Origin of the sequence: Nocardioides sp. NPDC004968 (genome assembly GCF_040608935.1) — a bacterium.
Classification (GTDB): Bacteria; Actinomycetota; Actinomycetes; order Propionibacteriales; family Nocardioidaceae; genus Nocardioides.
The window spans coordinates 1-17,401 of the sequence record NZ_JBEXJF010000006.1 but is presented as its reverse complement, the minus strand read 5'-3'; the positions used below and the strand labels follow the sequence as shown (position 1 = coordinate 17,401).

The window sequence follows — 17,401 nt, the reverse complement described above, 5'->3', positions numbered from 1 at the left end:
ACTCGGGAATTTTCTTCCGTGACCGGTTGGTAGCCCCTAGAGTGAATCGCCGTGCCGCGTACCAGCGGTGCAGATGGGGAGGTTGTCATGAGCAGAACGACACTGACCAGACGCGGAAGGTTGGCGGCTGCGGGACTCGCGGCCGCGGTGGCGGTGGCGATGCCGTACGCAGCAACGCACGCCGCCGAGCCGGATCCGCCCGCGACGACCGCCACCAAGAAGCCGACGCAGCACGGCCAGATCGTCTCGCTGATGCGCCACATGTCGCTGCAGCAGAAGGTCGGCCAGCTCTTCGTGATCGAGGTCTACGGACGCGACGCCAACACCGTCAGCGACACGGCGAAGGCCGGCAACCAGAGGCTCTACGGGGTGGACACCCCGGCGCAGGCGATCGCCAAGTACCAGCCCGGCGGGGTCATCTACTTCACCACCCGCGGCCCCGACAACATCGGTGACGCGGCCCAGGTGGCGACGCTCTCCAACGGTCTCCAGCGCGCCGCGCTGCAGCAGCGGCCCAAGATCCCGCTCAACATCGCTGTCGACCAGGAGGGCGGCGCGCTCGTGGCCCGCTTCGGTCCGGCCAGCGGCGCCACCCAGATGCCCGGCCAGATGGCGCTGGGCGCCGGCGGCTCGACCGAGGACGCAGCCCGATCGGCCGAGGTGATCGGCACCGAGCTGGCCGCCGTCGGGGTCACCCAGGACTACGCGCCCGTCGCCGACGTCAACCTCAACCCCAACAACCCGGTGATCGGGATCCGCTCGCCCGGAGCCGACTCCGCCGCGGTCTCCGACATCGTCTCCGCCGAGGTCGGCGGCTTCGACGACGGTGACCTCTCCTCGATCGCCAAGCACTTCCCGGGCCACGGCGACACCGGCACCGACAGCCACTACGGCCTGCCCGAGGTGACCCACAGCCGCGAGGAGCTCGAGGCGATCGACCTGCCGCCCTTCGAGGCCGCGATCGACGCCGGGATCGACGCGATCATGACGGCTCACGTGACCGTGCCCGCGATCGACCCGAGCGGCGAGCCGGCCACCATGTCCGAGCCGATCCTCACCGGTCTGCTCCGTGAGGAGATGGGCTTCGACGGCCTGATCGTGACCGACGCCCTCGACATGCAGGGCGCGAGCGCGACGTACCCGCCCGACGTCGCTCCGGTCGAGGCGTTCCTCGCCGGCGCCGACCAGCTGCTCATCCCGCCGCAGATGGACACGGCGTACGCCGCGGTCCTCGACGCCGTCAAGAACGGCACCATCTCGCGCAAGCGGCTCGACGAGTCGGTCTACCGGATCCTGAAGCACAAGCTCGACAACGAGATCTTCAAGAGTCCGTACGTCGACCCGGCTGCCGCTCCGGCGGTCTTCAGCAACCCGGCGCACAAGGCCGACGCCCAGGCGATCTCCGACCGCACCACCACGTTGGTGAAGAACGACGACGGCCTGCTGCCGCTGGCGCCCGGGGCGAAGAACGTCCTGGTCGCGGGCTGGGGCGTGGACACGACGGCGGGCATCGCGGCCGGGCTCCAGAAGCGCGGCGCGACGACCCAGGTGCTGCAGTCAGGCACCACTCCGACCGACGCGCAGATCGATGCCGCGGTCGCGGCTGCCGCGGGCAAGGATCTGGTGGTGATTCCGACCAACAACGCCTGGCAGATCAACCCGGCGACCGGCCAGCCGACACCGGCGGCCGTGGCCCAGACCAAGCTGGTCAAGGCGCTGCTCGCCACCGAGGTCCCGGTGATCGTGACCGCGATGCGCAACCCCTACGACGTCACGTCCTTCCCTGAGGCGGCAACGGTTCTCGACACCTACGGCTACACCTCCCACCAGCTCGAGTCGCTGGTGCGGGTGCTCTACGGCGAGGTGAACCCGAGCGGCAAGCTCCCGGTGGAGATCCCGGATCTCTTCCCGCTCGGCCACGGGCTGTCCTACTAGGAACCCCATGAGAGCGGCCCTCCCGGGAAACCGGGAGGGCCGCTCTCTTGCTGCTGGTGGATCAGGAGCCGTACAGCGCCCGGATCCCGGCCGCGTCGGAGGCCTGGAACTCCAGGTCCTCCGAGCCACCGTTGCACTGCGGGTAGTGCATGATCGAGGACGAGTCGTACGGGGTCAGCGCACGCCAGTTGTTGTCCTCGAAGCAGGTCGCCGACTCGGGCCGGGTGTGCTCGTGGCGGAACCCGAGGGTGTGACCGAGCTCGTGGCCGAGGATGTCACCCGCCTCCCAGTTGCCCGACGAGAAGATCGAGTCGTCGATGAGCACGTTGCGGGAGCGCTTCGAGGTCGACGGGAAGAACGCCCGCGCGATGTACTGCGAGGTGCTCACCGGCTCGACCGAGAAGAGCACGTTGGAGTTGCGGGTGTTGCAGGACGCGTCCTGGGCGGGGACGTAGATGAACTCGACCGCCGAGCTGGCCGCCTCCCACATACCCTCGCCCTGCGCCATCGCGGTCACGATGGCGGCCTTGTCGGTGCCGAACTTGTTCGAGACACAGTAGGTGAGGTTGAGCGCCTGGGAGGCCGACCACTTGTCGTCCTTCCCGCTGACGGTGTTGACGATGAGGCCGTCCTCGGGGACGTGCTTCGGCGCCGAGACCATCGACTCGTAGAACTTGTGCAGGTCACCCTGGTTGGAGACGACCTCGTCGCCGTTGACGACGTACTGACCGTCGAAGTCGACGTACGTGGACGCCTCGAACTCCTTGTAGCTCGGTGCCTCTTGGGCGAATGCGGGAACCATCGACGCAGTCAGCGCCGCGGCACCCGCAGCCGCGGCGATCATCATGGGAATACGAACTCGCATAGCTCTTCCTCCTGGATTTGTGAACGGCCGCCGGCGATTGACGCCGGCAGCCACAGGAGATTCAAGCGTTGCGACTAGGGATGGGCTATAGAAACTTCGGTGAAATTGCCGTTGAACAGGCAAAACTTTCGAGTCGAATTCCTACGTTTGCCACCAGGAGTGTCACGGAGCGGGCCAGATCACGTTGTCGTTGTCGTCGACGACCGCCTCCGCGAAGGACGTGTCGAACCAGGAGGCGGCCTGCTCGGGCGTGACCTTCTGACCTGCGTACGCCGTCACGACCCCGGCCAGCGCCGCGACGTTGTCGGGGTCGACCGAGCCGAACCTGCCCGGGAGCGGGTTGTCGGCCGCGACCGCGACCTCGGTGCGCCAGATGGCCGTCTCGTGCGTCTCGTCGGACTCGGCGCCGGCCAGATCGTGCTGGTAGCCGATGCACTCCTCGACGTGGTCGTCGGCGGCGCAGTAGGTGTAGGCCTTGAAGACGGCCCGGAGGAAGTCCTCGACGGCGGTGGGGTGCTTCTCGGCCCAGGCCGGGTTGACGGAGTAGGCGCCGAGGGAGCCGGGCACCTCGAAGTCGGTCGGCTCCCAGACCGTGACCTCCTCGCCGGCCTCCTTCAGCTGGTTGGGCTCGTTGGAGACGAACCCGACCAGCGCATCGACCTGGCCGCGCGGCAGCACGCCGGGGTCGTAGCCGACCTTGACCTGCTTCACCTTCGCCATGTCGACGCCGGCCTCGGCGAGCATCGCCTGCACGCCGACCGGGACCCAGCCCTTGTGGCCGAGGGTCTTGCCCTCGAGCTGCTTCAGGTCGGTGATCTCGGTGCCGGTCATCAGCACGTCGAGACCGGCGTTGGAGTAGGACGAGACGCCGAGCACCTTCAGCCCGCTCGCATTGGAGGTCATGATGTCCTGCTCGGAGAGCGGCCCGACCTGCACCTTCCCGGCGGCGATCAGCTTGGCGTTCTGGGAGACGTCGCCCGAGCCCGGCTGGAGCTCGACGTCGAGGCAGAGATCTTTGAAATAGCCCAGCTGATCTGCGGCGATGGCCTCCATGATCGAGGCCGACGCCTGCCAGTAGTAGCCCGACATGTAGGTGATCCTGCCGGCCTTCTCGTTCTGCTCGCAGCGCTCGGCCGAGACCGCGCTCCCCTGCGGGTCGGCGGAGTCCTGCGAGGACCCGCAGGCGGTCAGCGCACCGAGCAGGACGACCGCCGACGTGAGGGCAGCCGCGAACGGACGTACGCGAGACATGAAGGGCTCCTTCAACTCAGGTCAGGACTCGTGCCAGTGGAGCACTCGACGCTCGGCGAGCGTCACGAGCCAGAACAGCAACGACCCGAGCGCCGCGAGGACGAAGATCGCTGCCCACACCGTAGCCAGTCTGTTCTGCGAGCTGGCCACCTGTATCACGCTGCCGAGGCCGTCGGCCGACCCCGCGGCGGAGAGCTCGGCCACGACGGCGCCGATCATCGACAGCGGGAAGACGATCCGGAGCGACGCGAAGACGTAGGGCAGCGAGGCGGGCACCCGCAGGTGGCGCAGCACCTCCAGCCGGCTCGCGGCCACGGTGCGGTAGACCTGCAGCACCGGCGAGGGCACCGCCCGCAGCCCGGTCGCCACGTTGATCAGGATCGGGAAGAAGCAGACCAGCGCGGTCAGGACCACCTTCGGCCCCATCCCGAAACCGAGCGCGACCACGAGCAGCGGCGCGATCGCCACCAGCGGCGTCACCGAGAGCACGACGGCCACCGGCATCACCGCACGCCGCACCACCGCGATCTCGCTCACCACGACGGCGAGGGCGAAGGCGGCGACGAAGCCGATCCCGAGCCCCACCAGTGCCTCGCTGAGGGTGACCAGAGTGTTGCTCAGGAAGTAGCCGGGGTCCTCGGTCAGCACGCTCGCGATGTCGCCGAGCGGCGCGAACAGGTAGGGCATCCGCCGCGCGCCCACCTCCCAGGCAAGCCCGAGCACCACGACGAGAAGGACGAACGGGAGCCAGTAGCGCGGGCGGAGCAGCCGGGTGCGGCGGCGCAGGCGGCGCGCGGCGAGCTGCTCGGGGGTGGGGACGACCAGATGTGGCCGCTGCCGAGGGGCCGGCTGCGTACCTGAGTCCAGGGTCACGAGACGACCTCTCCGTGGCTGAAGGCGTCCCTCAGGCTGCCCCGGAGGGCGAGCTCGTAGGCGTGGAACTCCGGCGAGGTGAGGAGCTCCTGGTGGCGGGGGCGGGGCAGGTCGATGTCGATGACGTCGGTGATCCGGCCAGGTCGCGGGGCCATCACGACGACCTTGTCGGACAGCCTGACCGCCTCGGAGATCGAGTGGGTGACGAAGACGACCGTCGCGCGGGTCTGCTCCCACAGCTCCAGCAGTTGCTCCTGGAGCGCCTCGCGGGTGAACTCGTCGAGCGCACCGAAGGGCTCGTCGAGAAGGAGTACGTCGGGGCGCAGCCCGAAGGCGCGTACGATCGCGGTCCGCTGCTTCATGCCGCCCGACAGCTCAGCGGGGAGCTTGTGGAGCGACTCCCCCAGGCCGACCTCGCGCAGCATCGCCTCGAGGTCGGGGCGGCCGCGGTCGCTGCGGCGGTTGGCCCCGCGCCGATTGACCTTGTGCGGCAGGGTCACGTTGCCGAGCACGCTCAGCCAGGGCAGCAGCGCGGGAGACTGCGGCACGAACCCGAAGGCCTTCGCCTCGGCCGCCTCCTTCGGGGTCAGACCGCACACGGTGATCCTCCCGGCGTCGGCCGACTCCTGCCCGCTGATCAGCCGCAACAGCGTCGACTTGCCGCAACCCGAGGGCCCGATGATGCTCACGAACGTGCCGGGATCGATGGTCAGATCGATGTCGTCGAGGGCGATCAGCTCGGCGAGATCTGCCTGCTCGTAGAGACGACGGACCCCATGCATCTCGATCGTCGCGCTGCCCACGCCTCAAACGGTAGTCCAATACGTCTTCTGGATAGTCTGACGGGCGTGCGTATCGCCACCTGGAACATCAACTCCATCCGCTCCCGCATCGACCGCGTCGAGGCCTTCGTCGAGCGACACTCGATCGACGTGCTCGCCCTGCAGGAGACCAAGGCCAAGCCCGACCAGATCCCGACGATGGGCTTGGAGGCCCGCGGCTACGAGGTCGCCTCGGTCGGCTACGACCAGTGGAACGGCGTCGCGCTGATCTCCCGGGTCGGGCTGACCGACATCCAGGTCGGGTTCGAGGGGATGCCGTCGTTCAAGGACGTCGCCGAGGCCCGCGCGCTCACGGCGACCTGCGGTGACGTACGGGTGACCTCGGTCTACGTCCCCAACGGCCGCAAGCCGGACGATCCCCACTATGCCTACAAGCTGGAGTGGCTCGCGGCCCTGCAGAAGGCCTCGCAGGCCTGGCACGACGGACCCTCGGCCATGGTCGGCGACTGGAACGTCTGCCCCTTCGACGAGGACTGCTTCGACCCCAAGCAGTTCGTCGGCAAGACCCACCTCACCCCCGCCGAGCGCGACGCCTTCTTCGCCATCGAGAAGGACTTCAAGGACGTCGTACGCCCCTTCGTGCCCGGCCCGGAGGCCTACACCTACTTCGACTACTACCGGCAGCGTTTCGAGCGCAACCGCGGCCTGCGCATCGACTTCGTCCTCGGCTCCCCCTCGTTCGCCTCACGGGTGACGGGCGCGTCCGTCGATCTCGACGAGCGCAACCCCGCGATCGGCACCGGCTCCCCCTCCGACCACGCCCCGGTGATCGTCGATCTCGCCGACTGACGACGATGCCGTGAAACGGGAGCGACGGGGAACGGTCTGGTCCCGCGGCACGGTCTGCGCGGTCCTCCTTCTCGTCATCGCCGGCGCGATCCTCTTCCGCGCCCATCTCCCATCGGCGTTCGGTATCGGCAGCCTCGTGGAGACGTTCCTGCCGTGGCTCGGCGCCGTGGCGGTGCTGGTCCTGCTCGTCGGGCTGGCGCGACGGTCGGCCGCCGCGGTCATCGCGTTCATCGTGCCCGCCGTGGCCTGGGGCTGGACGTTTCATCCCAAGCTCTCCGACGTTCCCGCCTCGAACCCCGACCTGGTCGTCGTCCAGCACAACGTGAGCGACACCAACACGGATATCAGCGGGACCGTCCGCGAGATCCTCGCTGCCTCGCCCGACATCGTGACGCTGAACGAGGTGGTTCCCGAGCTGGTCGGCGACTACAGCCGGGCGTTCGGAGCTGCCCTCCCGCACCACGAGACGTACGGCACCGTCGGGGTGTGGTCGGCACGACCTCTCGAGAACGCGACACCTCTCGATCTGCGCCCGGCGGGCGTGGACGCGTCGTGGAGACGTGGGCTGCGGGTGGAGACGAGGCCTGCCGACGACGCCCCGGTCGTCGCGGTGTATGCGGTGCACCTGCCCTCGATCCGGCTGGGCGTCCGCGGCCTGGACGTCACGGCGCGCAACGGGAGCATCAAGCTTCTCGCCGAGGCCTTGCGGGCGGACGACGCCGAGGTCGTGATCGTCTCCGGCGACTTCAACGCAGACGCGGGTGACCGCGCGCTACGTCCGGTCATCTCCCAGGTCAGCGAGCCGCAGGACCGCTTCGGGTTCACCTTCCCGGCAGCCCTCCCGGCCATCCGCATCGACCACGTCTTCGCCCGTGGCGCCGAGGTCGAGGACGTACGACCGTTGGACCGGACCGGGAGCGATCACCTTCCCGTGGTCGCGCTACTTCGGTGGCAGTGACTCGGCGGTGGCGACGCCGCGCTCGACCCAGCCGGCGAGGGCATCGCCGTTGAGCAGGTCGGCGGCGACGTTGACGTAGCCGGACATCGTCCGAGCACCCATGATCATCGGCTCGGCGCCTGCCGCGAGGGCGGCCTCGTAGGCCGACTTGCCGGTGCGTACGAGCAGGTCGTCGGCACCGACCGCGCACGCCATGTTGCCGTTCACCATGAACGCCAGCCCACCGAACATCTTCACCTCGGTGGTGCCGGCGGGCATCAGGTCCCGGACGCGTTCGGCCAGCTCGACGTTGTGCGCCATGCCTCCATGGAACCACGAACCGCCGACCGTGCCCATCCGAACAAATTGTCGGTGGTCCCTGCGAGTATCGATGTCATGGAGATCTGGATCCTCGTGCTCGGACTGGTGATCGGTCTTGCCCTGGGCGTCGTGCTCGGGGTGCTGTGGGCGCGGGCCCGGAGCGTGGGGACGGTCGCGGCCGGGATGGTGGACCAGGCCGAGGTGATGCAGGGGCTCGACCGGCTCAGCGACCAGATGCAGCATCTCGACCGGGAGCGGGCCCGCTGGCAGGGGCAGTTCGAGACGGAGGTCGGGCGGCTCCAGACCGAGACCCGGTCGCTGTCGACGGCGCTGCGGAAACCCCAGGTCAGGGGCCGCTGGGGCGAGATGCACCTGCGCCGCGCGGTGGAGCTCGCCGGCCTGGTGGACAAGTGCGACTTCTCCGAGCAGGTCCATCTCGAAGACGGGCGACTGCGCCCCGACCTGGTGGTGCATCTGTCCGGTAACAAGGAGCTGGTCGTCGACTCCAAGGTCCCCCTCGACGCCTACCTCGACGCCGCGTCCGCGGACAACGAGGACGACTACCGCGCTCACCTGCGCAGACACACCACCCAGCTGCGTACGCATGTGGACCAGCTGGCCTCGAAGTCCTACTGGCGCTTCCTGGAGGAGTCGCCCGAGTTCGTCGTGCTCTTCGTGCCGGCGGAGTCGTTCCTCTCGGCGGCGCTGGAGACCGAGCCCGGCCTGATCGAGTACGCCGCGGAGCGCCGGGTGGTGCTGGCCTCACCGACGACACTGATCGCGCTACTGCGCACGGTGGCGCACGGATGGTCCCACGAGGCGCTCGCCGAGCAGGCCCGGGAGATCCACCGGCTCGGCCGTGACCTGCACCAGCGTCTGTCCACCATGTCCGGCCACCTGGACGGGATCGGGCGCTCCCTCAACACCGCGGTGACCCGCTACAACCAGGCGATCGGATCCCTCGACAACCGGGTCCTGGTGGCCGCCCGTCGTTTCAATGAATTATCGGTAACCGACGATGAACTCGAGACACCGCGACCGGTGGAGATACGCGCTGTGGAAAGGCTGAGCAGCGTAAGGGAGGATGATCGGCGCGCCGCCGAAAATGACGGTGTGCCGGGCCCTACCGTGGGTTCTGATACACAGGCTGCATTCGAGAGATCGTGACCCCATGAGCGAGCGCCAGCGAGCGACCATAAGCCTCAGGCCGTCGCGTCCGTACCATGGCGCTTGCGCAACGGAGGCGGCGGCATGAGTCAGCGCACCATCTGGGAGGAAGGACGCGAGTCCGGCCGCCATGTTGTCGCGCTCGGATCCGCCACCTCGCTGACGGTCACCTTCGTCGATCTGCTCATCGATGACCAGATCGGCCTGCTCTTCGACTTCACCTTCGTGGCGATCGCGCTGACGCTCGCGCTGATCGTCAGACCCAGCGACTTCTTCGTGGTCGGCGTGCTCCCGCCGCTGATCATGCTCGGCATCTTCATCCTGCTGGCCGCGACCCAGCCCGGGTCGATCGCCGACGCCGGGGACGGCTTCGTCCAAGCCGTGGTCAGCGGCCTCGGACACCACGCGATCAGCCTGTTCATCGGCTACGCCCTGTGCCTGGGCTGCCTGGTGATGCGCCGCCGGGTTCTGAAACAGCGCATCGAGACCCGCGACGAGGTCGAGCGCGAACGCGCCCTGGCCTCCTGATCAGTCCAGCGCCAGGAACCCGGAGACGTCGCCGGCACCCTCACGGATGACCTCGGGCTCGCCGTCGGACCAGTCGATGACCGTGGTCGGCTCGGCCGGGGTCTCGCCGGCCTCGATGACGATGTCGACCTGGTGGTCGAGCGCCTCCTTGACGTTCCACCCGAAGACCTCCGGCTCGGTCTCGCCGGGCAGGATCAGCGTCGAGGACAGCAGCGGCTCACCGAGCTCCTCGAGCAGCGCCTGCACGACGGCGTGCTCGGGGATGCGTACGCCCACGGTCTTCTTCTTCGGGTGCATCAGCCGTCGCGGCACCTCAGGGGTCGCCGGCAGGATGAACGTGTAGGGCCCCGGGGTCGCGCTCTTGATCGCCCGGAAGGCGCTGTTGTCGACGTGGACCATCGTGCCGAGCTGCGCGAAGTCCTTGCAGATCAACGTGAAGTGGTGGCGGTCGTCGAGGCCACGGATCTTGAGGATCCGGTCGCGACCGTCCTTGTTGCCGATCCGCGAGCCGAGCGCGTAGCCGGAGTCGGTCGGGTACGCGATCAGCTGGTCGTCACGCAGGGCATCGACGACCTGGCTGATCAGACGGGGCTGCGGGTTGTCAGGGTGTACGTCGAGAAATCGGGCCACCCCTCGACCCTAACGCCCATCACGGGTCGGGGATCAACCCCTCGCGGCAGCGGCTTTCAGGTCCTTGCGGAGTTCCGTGGGCAGCGCGAAGATCAACGACTCCTCGGCGCTCTTGTGTGCCAGGGCGTCGGGGAAGCCGCGCTCCTTGAGGAACTCGACGACACCCTCGACCAGCTTCTCGGGCACGCTGGCACCAGAGGTGACCGAGACGCTGCGTACGCCATCGAGCCAGGACTCGTCGATCTCACTGGCGTCGTCGACGCGGTAGGCCGCCTTGGCGCCGGCCTCGAGCGCGACCTCGACCAGGCGGACCGAGTTGGAGGAGTTGCCGGAGCCGACGACGATGACCAGGTCGCTGGCCCCGCCGATCTCCTTGACGGCCTGCTGGCGGTTCTGGGTGGCGTAGCAGATGTCGTCGCTGGGCGGGTCGAGCAGCTCGGGGAACTTCACCCGGAGCGCGGCGACCGTCTCCATGGTCTCGTCGACCGAGAGGGTGGTCTGGGAGAGCCAGACGACCTTGGAGGGGTCGGCGACCTCGAGTCCGGGTACGTCACCGGGACCCTCGACGAGCGTGGTCGCCTCCGGCGCCTCACCCATGGTGCCCTCGACCTCCTCGTGACCGGCGTGGCCGATCAGCAGGATGCTGTAGCCCTCGCGCGCGAACCGCTTGGCCTCCAGGTGGACCTTGGTGACCAGCGGGCAGGTCGCGTCGATCGTCTTCAGCTCACGCACGGCGGCGTCGGCGTGGACCGCCGGGGAGACACCGTGGGCGGAGAAGACGACGGTCGCGCCCGAGGGCACCTCGTCGAGCTCGTTGACGAAGATCGCGCCGCGGTTGCGCAGATCGTCGACGACGTGCTTGTTGTGCACGATCTCCTTGCGCACGTAGACGGGCGCGCCATAGAGGTCCAGCGCCTCCTCGACGGTGATCACGGCCCGGTCCACCCCGGCGCAATAGCCGCGCGGCTCCGCGAGGAGGACAGCCTTCTCGTCGTCGGAGATCAGGCGTGGGGTGCCGAGGTCGATGCTCATGGGACCAGTCTAGAGACCGTGGCGTGACACCTCTAATGTCGGTGGCCCGCTCTAGGGTTGGCGGCATGGCCCTCGACACCTCCCCCGAGTCGCCCGCTCCGGTGCGGCAGATCGCGAACGCGATCGGCGGCTGGATCGACAAGCTCGGGGCGGTCTGGGTGGAGGGGCAGGTGGCCCAGATGAGCCGGCGGCCGGGGATGCAGACCGTCTTCCTGACCCTGCGCGACTCGGTGGCCGACATCTCGGTGCCGGTGACGTGCACGCGGTTCCTGCTCGACAGCCTGAATCCGCCGCTGGTCGAGGGCGCCTCGGTGATCATCCACGCGAAGCCGTCCTACTACGCCAACCGCGGCACCTTGTCGCTGCAGGCCCGCGACATCCGTCCGGTCGGGCTCGGTGAGCTGCTCGCCCGGCTCGAGCAGCGCCGGCAGCTGCTGGCCGCCGAGGGGCTCTTCGCTGCCGAGCTGAAGCGCCCGCTCCCCTTCCTGCCGACCAAGGTCGGGCTGCTCACCGCCGCGAACTCAGCGGCCGAGCGGGACGTGCTCGAGAACGCGAAGCGGCGGTGGCCACAGGTGCGGTTCGAGGTGGCGTACGCCGCGATGCAGGGGGCGCGCAGCGCTGCCGACGTCGTCGAGAAGCTGCAGCGGCTCGACCGCGACCCCGAGGTCGACGTGATCGTCATCGCCCGCGGCGGCGGTTCGGTCGAGGACCTGCTGCCGTTCTCCGACGAGCACCTGATCCGTGCGGTGCACGCCGCGCGCACCCCGGTCGTCTCCGCGATCGGCCACGAGCCCGACTCGCCGCTGCTGGACCTGGCCGCCGACGTACGTGCCTCGACGCCGACCGATGCCGCCAAGCTCGTCGTACCCGACGTGGTCGAGGAGCAGCGGATCGTGGCGACCGGACGCGACCGGCTCCGCGGCGGGATCGCCGCGCTGATCCACCGCGAGCAGACGCTCTTGGACGCGTTGCGTTCGCGGCCGGTGCTGGCCGACCCGCGCTCCCTGATCGACGCCCGCCGCGACGAGGTGACCTCGCTGCGCGACCGTGCCCGCCGCACCGTCGGGCACGCCCTCGACCGGGCCGCCGACGACATCGGCCACCATCGCGCCCGCGCCCGCGCGCTCTCACCCCTGGAGACGCTGAGACGGGGGTACGCCGTCGCCCAGGATGCCGACGGACACGTCCTCACCAGCGTCGCCGACGCCGCCGAGGGCGAGGCGGTCAGCATCCGCCTCGCCGACGGCCGCCTGACAACGACCATCACCTCGATCGAGAAGACTGAGCCCACTAAGGACGTAGCCGATGACTGACGACGACAAGAACCTGTCCTACGAGCAGGCCCGCGAGGAGCTGGTCGAGGTCGTCCGCAAGCTCGAGGCCGGCGGCATCACCCTCGAGGAGTCCCTGGCCCTGTGGGAGCGCGGCGAGAAGCTGGCCACGCTGTGCCAGGAGTGGCTCGACGGCGCCCGGAAGAAGATCGACGCCGCCGTCCAGGACTGACGAGACGTCGCTCCCGCCGCCCGAGACGTCGCTCCCGCTGGCCGAGTTGTCACAGCGCTGCCACCTCGGCCGACGTAGGTGACGCCTCGGCCGACGCGGGTGACGTCTCGCTACTTCAGGGGCTCGGTGGTGACGAGGGCGAGGTAGTCGCGTACGTCGCCGTCCTTGGGACCCCAGAGCATCAGCGTCTGGCCGTCGACCTCGGCGGAGTAGCCGGTGTCGCCGCCAGAGTCGGACCATTCGGTCCAGGTGTCGGCGACGTCGGTGTCGATGCTGACCTCGTCGCCCTCCTTGGCCTGTGTGTCGATGTTCTTCTGAGCCAGCGCCTGCGCCGAGCGGGAGGAGAGCTCCAGGCCGACGTAGGAGGTCTCGCCCTTGACGAACGACATGGTCCACGACGGCTCCTCGCCGCCCTGGTAGGACGGGTCGGTGTTGGCGTACCAGCCTGAGGGCAGCTCGCGCGGGTAGACGACGTCGAGGTCGGCGACCTGGGCGCTGCGTACGGCCTCGGCCCAGTCCGCCTTGTAGGTCTCGTTGGCTCCGCTGACCTCGCGCTCGAGGTTGCCGCGCCACTGCACGATCAGCACGATCGGGACGACGAGGACGAGCAAGAAGATCATCGACCCGATCAGGGCACCGAACGTGCGTGGGTAGCTGCGCGCCGGGGTCTCCGGCTGCTCGCCCGCCGGCTGATTCGACGGCTGGGCGGGCTGCTGCTGATCGGTGTCGCTCACGCCCTCCATGGTCCCACTCGGTCGATGTTCCCTCGAATCGTGGTCCCGACAAGCTCGACCACCGAATCGAAGCGTTCCGCAGATGAGGACACTTCGCGCGTGATTTCGCCGCAGATGCGATACTCCTCCCGTGACCACCTACCGTATCGCCGAAGCCGCTGGTCTCCTCGGCGTCAGCGACGACACCGTGCGCCGCTGGATCGACGCGGGACGGATCGAGGCGAGCACGGAAAACGGCCGGGCGGTCATCGACGGCATCGTTCTGGCCGAGCTGGCCTCGGAGCTGGCCGATGCCCCCGATCCGGTCCGGGCGAAGGCGGTCAGCGCCCGCAACCGGATGCTCGGGATCGTCACCAAGACCACCCTGGACACCGTGATGGCCCAGGTGGAGATGGTCTGCGGGCCCTACCGGATCGTCTCCCTGATGAGCGCCGAGGCCGCCATCGAGCTGGGCCTCGAGCCCGGTGTCAGCGCGGTCGCATCCATCAAGTCAACCAACGTCGTCGTGGAGCGCCCATGATCAAGAACCCACGAATCGGTGCCACCGTCGCGGTGGCGGCCGCCCTCGCGCTCGCCGGCTGCGCGAGCTCGAGCGAGGGGTCGGAGGACCGGGAGCTGACCGTCTTCGCGGCGGCCTCGCTGACCGACACGTTCACCGAGCTGGCCGAGCAGTTCGAGAAGGACCACCCCGGCGTGAAGGTGACCACCAGCTTCGGCGGCTCCTCCGACCTGGTGGCCCAGATCGAGGACGGCGCCCCGGCGGACGTCTTCGCCTCGGCCGACACCAAGAACATGGACAAGCTCGGCGACCTGGCCGTCGACCCGCAGGACTTCGCCGCCAACACGCTGGAGATCGCCACGCCGCCGGGCAACCCGGCCGAGATCACCGGCTTCCAGGACCTCGCCAAGGCCGAGAACAAGGTCGTCGTCTGCGCGGCCGAGGTCCCCTGCGGCAACGCGACCGCTCAGATGGAGGAGGAGACCGGCGTCGACATCGAGCCGGTCAGCGAGGAGCAGTCGGTCAGCGACGTACTCGCCAAGGTCACCTCCGGTGACGCCGACGCCGGGGTCGTGTACGTCACCGACGTGACCGCCGCCGGCGACACCGTGACGGGCGTCGAGTTCGACGAGGCCGACCAGGTCGTGAACACCTACCCGATCAGCACCATCGACGGCGCCGACGACGCCGACCTCGCGCAGGAGTTCGTCGACCTGGTGCTGAGCGGGACCGGGCAGAAGGTACTGACCGATGCCGGCTTCAGCCAGCCCTGATCTTCTCGGGACCGCCAGGCGGACGGACCGGCAGAGGGGGGTCGGTCCGTCCGTCGGTATGCCACGCTGGCTGTGGTTCCCGGCGGCCCTCGCGGCGGCGTTCATCATCCTTCCGCTCGCCGCGATCATCCTCCGCGTCGACCTCGCGAGCTTCCCGGCGCTGATCACCTCGCCATCCGCGCTGGAGGCGCTCTGGCTCAGCCTGCGCACCTCGGTGGCGAGCACCGCGCTGTGCATCCTCCTCGGCGTACCTCTCTCCACCGTCCTCGCCCGCACCAGCTTCCGGGGTCAGGGACTGGTGCGCTCGCTGGTGCTCCTTCCGCTCGTGCTGCCCCCGGTCGTCAGTGGCCTGGCGCTGCTCTACACCTTCGGCCGGCGGGGCCTGCTGGGACAGTCGCTGGACCTGGTCGGCATCCAGATCCCGTTCACCACCCTCGCCGTGGTGATGGCGCAGACGTTCGTCGCGCTGCCGTTCCTGGTGATCAGCCTCGAGGGCGCGCTGCGCACCAGCGGCACCCGCTACGAGGCGGTCGCGGCCACCCTCGGCGCTCGCCCGACCACCGTCTTCCGGCGCGTCACACTTCCGCTGGTCGGCCCCGGCCTGCTCTCCGGGTCGGTCCTGGCCTTCGCTCGCTGCCTGGGCGAGTTCGGCGCCACCATCACCTTCGCCGGCAACCTGCCCGGGATCACCAGCACGATGCCGCTGCAGGTCTACCTGCTCCGCGTCGACGACCCGGACGCGGCGGTCGCGCTATCACTGGTGCTGGTCGTCGTCGCGGTCGCCGTGATCGGCTTCGCCCGCCACGGGAGAGCCCTATGAGCAAACTTCATCTGCGTGCGGTGATCCCCCAGCGCGGCATCGACGTCACCCTCGACGTGGCCGCCGGCGAGACGGTCGCGCTCACCGGCCCCAACGGCGCCGGGAAGTCGAGCATCCTCGGCGTGATCGCCGGGCTCCTGCGTCCCGACGAAGGCGAGGTACGCCTCGGCGACCGCGTCCTCGACCGCACTCCCCCGCACGCCCGCGGGATCGCGCTCCTCGCCCAGGACCCGCTGCTCTTCCCGCACCTGTCGGTGCTGGCCAACGTCGCCTTCGCGCCCCGGGCCCGTGGCGTACACCGCCGCCAGGCCAACGAGCTCGCCACCCGCCACCTCACCGAGGTCGGCGCAGAGATGCTCGCCGAGCGCAGACCCACCGAAATCTCCGGCGGTCAGGCCCAGCGGGTGGCGGTCGCCCGAGCGCTCGCGGCAGACCCCGAGCTGCTCCTGCTCGACGAGCCGATGGCCTCGCTCGACGTCGACGTACGTCCCGCGCTGCGGCAGACCCTGCGTACCGCCCTCGAGGACCGGACCGCCATCATCGTCACCCACGACGCTGCTGACGCCCGCGCGCTCGCCGACCGGGTGGTGGTGATCGAGCACGGTCACATCGTCGAGGACGGCCCCACCGAGCAGGTTCTGAACGACCCGCAGTCGGGTTTCGCTGTGAGGCTTGTCTCTGGATCGATCAAGTGACACCGTGGCCGCTCCGCCGCGCCCGGCGGATAGATTGACCCTATGAACGACACCCAGCCGCTCGGCGTCGCCCCCACCGCTCCTGACCGCAACCTGGCCCTGGAGCTCGTGCGCGTGACGGAGGCCGCGGCGATGGCCGCCGGCCGCTGGGTGGGTCGCGGCGACAAGAACGGCGCCGACGGCGTCGCGGTCAACGCGATGCGCACGATGATCTCCACCGTCGCCATGAACGGCACCGTCGTGATCGGCGAGGGCGAGAAGGACAACGCCCCGATGCTCTACAACGGCGAGGACGTCGGCGACGGCACCGGCCCCGACTGCGACGTCGCCGTCGACCCGATCGACGGCACCACCCTGTGCGCTAAGGGCATGAGCAACGCCGTCGCGGTGATGGCGGTCGCCCCGCGCGGCAGCATGTACGACCCCAGCGCCGTCTTCTACATGGAGAAGCTGGTCACCGGGCCCGAGGCCGCCGACGTCGTCGACATCCGCCTCCCCGTCGCCGAGAACATCGCCGCGGTGGCCAAGGCGAAGGACACCAAGGCCTCCGACATCACCGTGATCGTGCTCGACCGGCCGCGCCACGACAAGATGGTCGAGGAGATCCGCGAGACCGGCGCCCGGATCAAGTTCATCGTCGACGGCGACGTCGCCGGCGCGATCTCGGCGGCCCGTGCCGGCTCCGGCGCCGACCTGCTGATGGGCATCGGCGGCACTCCCGAGGGCATCGTCGCCGCGTGCGCGATGAAGGCACTCGGCGGCACCATCCAGGGCCGGCTGTGGCCCAAGGACGACGAAGAGCGCCAGCGCGCCCTCGACGCCGGCCACAACCTCGACCCCGACTTCGTGCTCCACACCGACGACCTGGTCACCGGCGACGACTGCTTCTTCGTCGCCACCGGCATCACCGACGGCGACCTGATGCGTGGCGTGCAGTACCTCCCCCACGGCGCCATCGTCACCGACTCCCTGGTGATGCGCAGCCGCTCTGGCACGATCCGCAAGGTCACCTCGGAGCACCAGCTCGCCAAGCTCCAGGCGTACAGCGCGATCGACTTCTGATCCTCGCCCGGCGCTTGCGCCGGCCGGATGCGCGGCAAGGACCTCTTGGTCCTCGTCGTAGATCAGCTGGCGGCCACCGCAGCGCGGGCAGGTCTCGTTCATCGAGAACGCGCCGCCGACGGAGTTGACGACGTAGCCTGCGCCC

The 17,401-nt window shown here is 69.3% G+C and carries 20 protein-coding genes; 12 read left to right on the top strand and 8 right to left on the bottom strand.

Features of this window, described 5'->3' with window-relative positions:
• Window positions 1-87 precede the first annotated feature (87 nt).
• Window positions 88-1,935, top strand: a complete 1,848-nt coding sequence (locus tag ABZU72_RS08915; protein WP_355018501.1) for a glycoside hydrolase family 3 protein — start codon at window positions 88-90, stop codon at window positions 1,933-1,935.
• Window positions 1,936-1,996: 61 nt separating this feature from the next.
• Here the strand turns inward: ABZU72_RS08915 and ABZU72_RS08910 are convergent, their stop codons facing one another.
• The 4 genes from ABZU72_RS08910 to ABZU72_RS08895 all read right to left on the bottom strand — a co-directional run bounded on the left by ABZU72_RS08910 (window position 1,997) and on the right by ABZU72_RS08895 (window position 5,727).
• Window positions 1,997-2,800, bottom strand: a complete 804-nt coding sequence (locus ABZU72_RS08910) for a M57 family metalloprotease (RefSeq protein WP_355018500.1) — start codon at window positions 2,798-2,800, stop codon at window positions 1,997-1,999.
• Between the two features lie 162 nt (window positions 2,801-2,962).
• Complete coding sequence (locus ABZU72_RS08905) at window positions 2,963-4,051, bottom strand: ABC transporter substrate-binding protein (RefSeq protein WP_355018499.1); 1,089 nt, start codon at window positions 4,049-4,051, stop codon at window positions 2,963-2,965.
• A gap of 21 nt (window positions 4,052-4,072) precedes the next feature.
• Entirely contained in the window at window positions 4,073-4,924 is an 852-nt protein-coding gene (locus ABZU72_RS08900) for an ABC transporter permease (protein ID WP_355018498.1), read from the bottom strand.
• Window positions 4,921-5,727 (bottom strand): ABC transporter ATP-binding protein, encoded by an 807-nt coding sequence (locus ABZU72_RS08895; protein WP_355018497.1) that lies wholly within the window; start codon window positions 5,725-5,727, stop codon window positions 4,921-4,923. The genes ABZU72_RS08900 and ABZU72_RS08895 overlap by 4 nt, the downstream gene beginning before the upstream one ends.
• 45 nt (window positions 5,728-5,772) lie before the next feature.
• On the opposite strand from ABZU72_RS08895, the gene ABZU72_RS08890 reads away from it, so the two are divergent.
• On the top strand, window positions 5,773-6,555 hold the full coding sequence (locus ABZU72_RS08890) for an exodeoxyribonuclease III (protein ID WP_355018496.1): 783 nt from the start codon (window positions 5,773-5,775) through the stop codon (window positions 6,553-6,555).
• A gap of 10 nt (window positions 6,556-6,565) precedes the next feature.
• Window positions 6,566-7,513 carry an endonuclease/exonuclease/phosphatase family protein gene (locus ABZU72_RS08885; RefSeq protein ID WP_355018495.1) on the top strand — a complete coding sequence of 316 codons (948 nt, stop codon included), beginning with the start codon at window positions 6,566-6,568 and terminating at the stop codon, window positions 7,511-7,513.
• Here the strand turns inward: ABZU72_RS08885 and ABZU72_RS08880 are convergent.
• The gene (locus ABZU72_RS08880) at window positions 7,496-7,813 is read right to left on the bottom strand and encodes a TfoX/Sxy family protein (RefSeq protein WP_355018494.1); all 318 of its coding nucleotides are present in this window, start codon (window positions 7,811-7,813) and stop codon (window positions 7,496-7,498) included. The two genes, ABZU72_RS08885 and ABZU72_RS08880, sit on opposite strands and share 18 nt — an antisense overlap.
• A gap of 75 nt (window positions 7,814-7,888) precedes the next feature.
• On the opposite strand from ABZU72_RS08880, the gene ABZU72_RS08875 reads away from it, so the two are divergent.
• Together ABZU72_RS08875 and ABZU72_RS08870 are read left to right on the top strand one after the other, a co-directional pair.
• Complete coding sequence (locus tag ABZU72_RS08875; protein ID WP_355018493.1) at window positions 7,889-8,980, top strand: DNA recombination protein RmuC; 1,092 nt, start codon at window positions 7,889-7,891, stop codon at window positions 8,978-8,980.
• A gap of 84 nt (window positions 8,981-9,064) precedes the next feature.
• Entirely contained in the window at window positions 9,065-9,508 is a 444-nt protein-coding gene (locus tag ABZU72_RS08870; protein WP_355018492.1) for a DUF6542 domain-containing protein, read from the top strand.
• On the opposite strand, the gene ABZU72_RS08865 is transcribed toward ABZU72_RS08870, so the two are convergent.
• Together ABZU72_RS08865 and ABZU72_RS08860 are read right to left on the bottom strand one after the other, a co-directional pair.
• Window positions 9,509-10,138 carry an L-threonylcarbamoyladenylate synthase gene (locus ABZU72_RS08865; protein WP_355018491.1) on the bottom strand — a complete coding sequence of 210 codons (630 nt, stop codon included), beginning with the start codon at window positions 10,136-10,138 and terminating at the stop codon, window positions 9,509-9,511.
• Window positions 10,139-10,171: 33 nt separating this feature from the next.
• A complete protein-coding gene (locus ABZU72_RS08860) occupies window positions 10,172-11,170 on the bottom strand; it encodes a 4-hydroxy-3-methylbut-2-enyl diphosphate reductase (RefSeq protein WP_355018490.1) in 999 nt (332 codons plus the stop codon).
• A gap of 65 nt (window positions 11,171-11,235) precedes the next feature.
• On the opposite strand from ABZU72_RS08860, the gene xseA reads away from it, so the two are divergent.
• A complete protein-coding gene (gene xseA / locus ABZU72_RS08855) occupies window positions 11,236-12,483 on the top strand; it encodes an exodeoxyribonuclease VII large subunit (RefSeq protein WP_355018489.1) in 1,248 nt (415 codons plus the stop codon).
• The gene (locus ABZU72_RS08850; protein WP_355018488.1) at window positions 12,476-12,673 is read left to right on the top strand and encodes an exodeoxyribonuclease VII small subunit; all 198 of its coding nucleotides are present in this window, start codon (window positions 12,476-12,478) and stop codon (window positions 12,671-12,673) included. The genes xseA and ABZU72_RS08850 overlap by 8 nt, the downstream gene beginning before the upstream one ends.
• A gap of 110 nt (window positions 12,674-12,783) precedes the next feature.
• On the opposite strand, the gene ABZU72_RS08845 is transcribed toward ABZU72_RS08850, so the two are convergent.
• Window positions 12,784-13,407, bottom strand: coding sequence for a DUF4245 family protein (locus tag ABZU72_RS08845; RefSeq protein ID WP_355018487.1), 624 nt, complete (start codon window positions 13,405-13,407; stop codon window positions 12,784-12,786).
• Window positions 13,408-13,537: 130 nt separating this feature from the next.
• Between ABZU72_RS08845 and ABZU72_RS08840 the strand changes: the two genes are divergently transcribed.
• From ABZU72_RS08840 to glpX, 5 genes are read left to right on the top strand one after another with little or no spacing between them, the layout of a single operon-like run.
• Window positions 13,538-13,927 (top strand): TOBE domain-containing protein, encoded by a 390-nt coding sequence (locus ABZU72_RS08840; RefSeq protein ID WP_355018486.1) that lies wholly within the window; start codon window positions 13,538-13,540, stop codon window positions 13,925-13,927.
• Entirely contained in the window at window positions 13,924-14,679 is a 756-nt protein-coding gene (gene modA, locus ABZU72_RS08835) for a molybdate ABC transporter substrate-binding protein (RefSeq protein WP_355018485.1), read from the top strand. The genes ABZU72_RS08840 and modA overlap by 4 nt, the downstream gene beginning before the upstream one ends.
• Before the next feature lie 58 nt (window positions 14,680-14,737).
• Complete coding sequence (locus ABZU72_RS08830) at window positions 14,738-15,499, top strand: ABC transporter permease (RefSeq protein ID WP_355018484.1); 762 nt, start codon at window positions 14,738-14,740, stop codon at window positions 15,497-15,499.
• The gene (locus ABZU72_RS08825) at window positions 15,496-16,194 is read left to right on the top strand and encodes an ATP-binding cassette domain-containing protein (protein WP_355018483.1); all 699 of its coding nucleotides are present in this window, start codon (window positions 15,496-15,498) and stop codon (window positions 16,192-16,194) included. The genes ABZU72_RS08830 and ABZU72_RS08825 overlap by 4 nt, the downstream gene beginning before the upstream one ends.
• Window positions 16,195-16,236: 42 nt before the next feature.
• Window positions 16,237-17,256, top strand: a complete 1,020-nt coding sequence (gene glpX / locus ABZU72_RS08820) for a class II fructose-bisphosphatase (protein ID WP_355018482.1) — start codon at window positions 16,237-16,239, stop codon at window positions 17,254-17,256.
• Window positions 17,257-17,401 lie beyond the last annotated feature (145 nt).

Bases quoted from the DNA above. Each gene is read 5' to 3' on its own strand.
- ABZU72_RS08915 (WP_355018501.1), top strand. From the start codon at position 88: ATGAGCAGAACGACACTGACCAGACGCGGAAGGTTGGCGGCTGCGGGA.
- ABZU72_RS08910 (WP_355018500.1), bottom strand. From the start codon at position 2,800: ATGCGAGTTCGTATTCCCATGATGATCGCCGCGGCTGCGGGTGCCGCG.
- ABZU72_RS08905 (WP_355018499.1), bottom strand. From the start codon at position 4,051: ATGTCTCGCGTACGTCCGTTCGCGGCTGCCCTCACGTCGGCGGTCGTC.
- ABZU72_RS08880 (WP_355018494.1), bottom strand. From the start codon at position 7,813: ATGGCGCACAACGTCGAGCTGGCCGAACGCGTCCGGGACCTGATGCCC.
- ABZU72_RS08875 (WP_355018493.1), top strand. From the start codon at position 7,889: ATGGAGATCTGGATCCTCGTGCTCGGACTGGTGATCGGTCTTGCCCTG.
- ABZU72_RS08870 (WP_355018492.1), top strand. From the start codon at position 9,065: ATGAGTCAGCGCACCATCTGGGAGGAAGGACGCGAGTCCGGCCGCCAT.
- ABZU72_RS08860 (WP_355018490.1), bottom strand. From the start codon at position 11,170: ATGAGCATCGACCTCGGCACCCCACGCCTGATCTCCGACGACGAGAAG.
- xseA (WP_355018489.1), top strand. From the start codon at position 11,236: ATGGCCCTCGACACCTCCCCCGAGTCGCCCGCTCCGGTGCGGCAGATC.
- ABZU72_RS08850 (WP_355018488.1), top strand. From the start codon at position 12,476: ATGACTGACGACGACAAGAACCTGTCCTACGAGCAGGCCCGCGAGGAG.
- modA (WP_355018485.1), top strand. From the start codon at position 13,924: ATGATCAAGAACCCACGAATCGGTGCCACCGTCGCGGTGGCGGCCGCC.
- ABZU72_RS08830 (WP_355018484.1), top strand. From the start codon at position 14,738: ATGCCACGCTGGCTGTGGTTCCCGGCGGCCCTCGCGGCGGCGTTCATC.
- ABZU72_RS08825 (WP_355018483.1), top strand. From the start codon at position 15,496: ATGAGCAAACTTCATCTGCGTGCGGTGATCCCCCAGCGCGGCATCGAC.
- glpX (WP_355018482.1), top strand. From the start codon at position 16,237: ATGAACGACACCCAGCCGCTCGGCGTCGCCCCCACCGCTCCTGACCGC.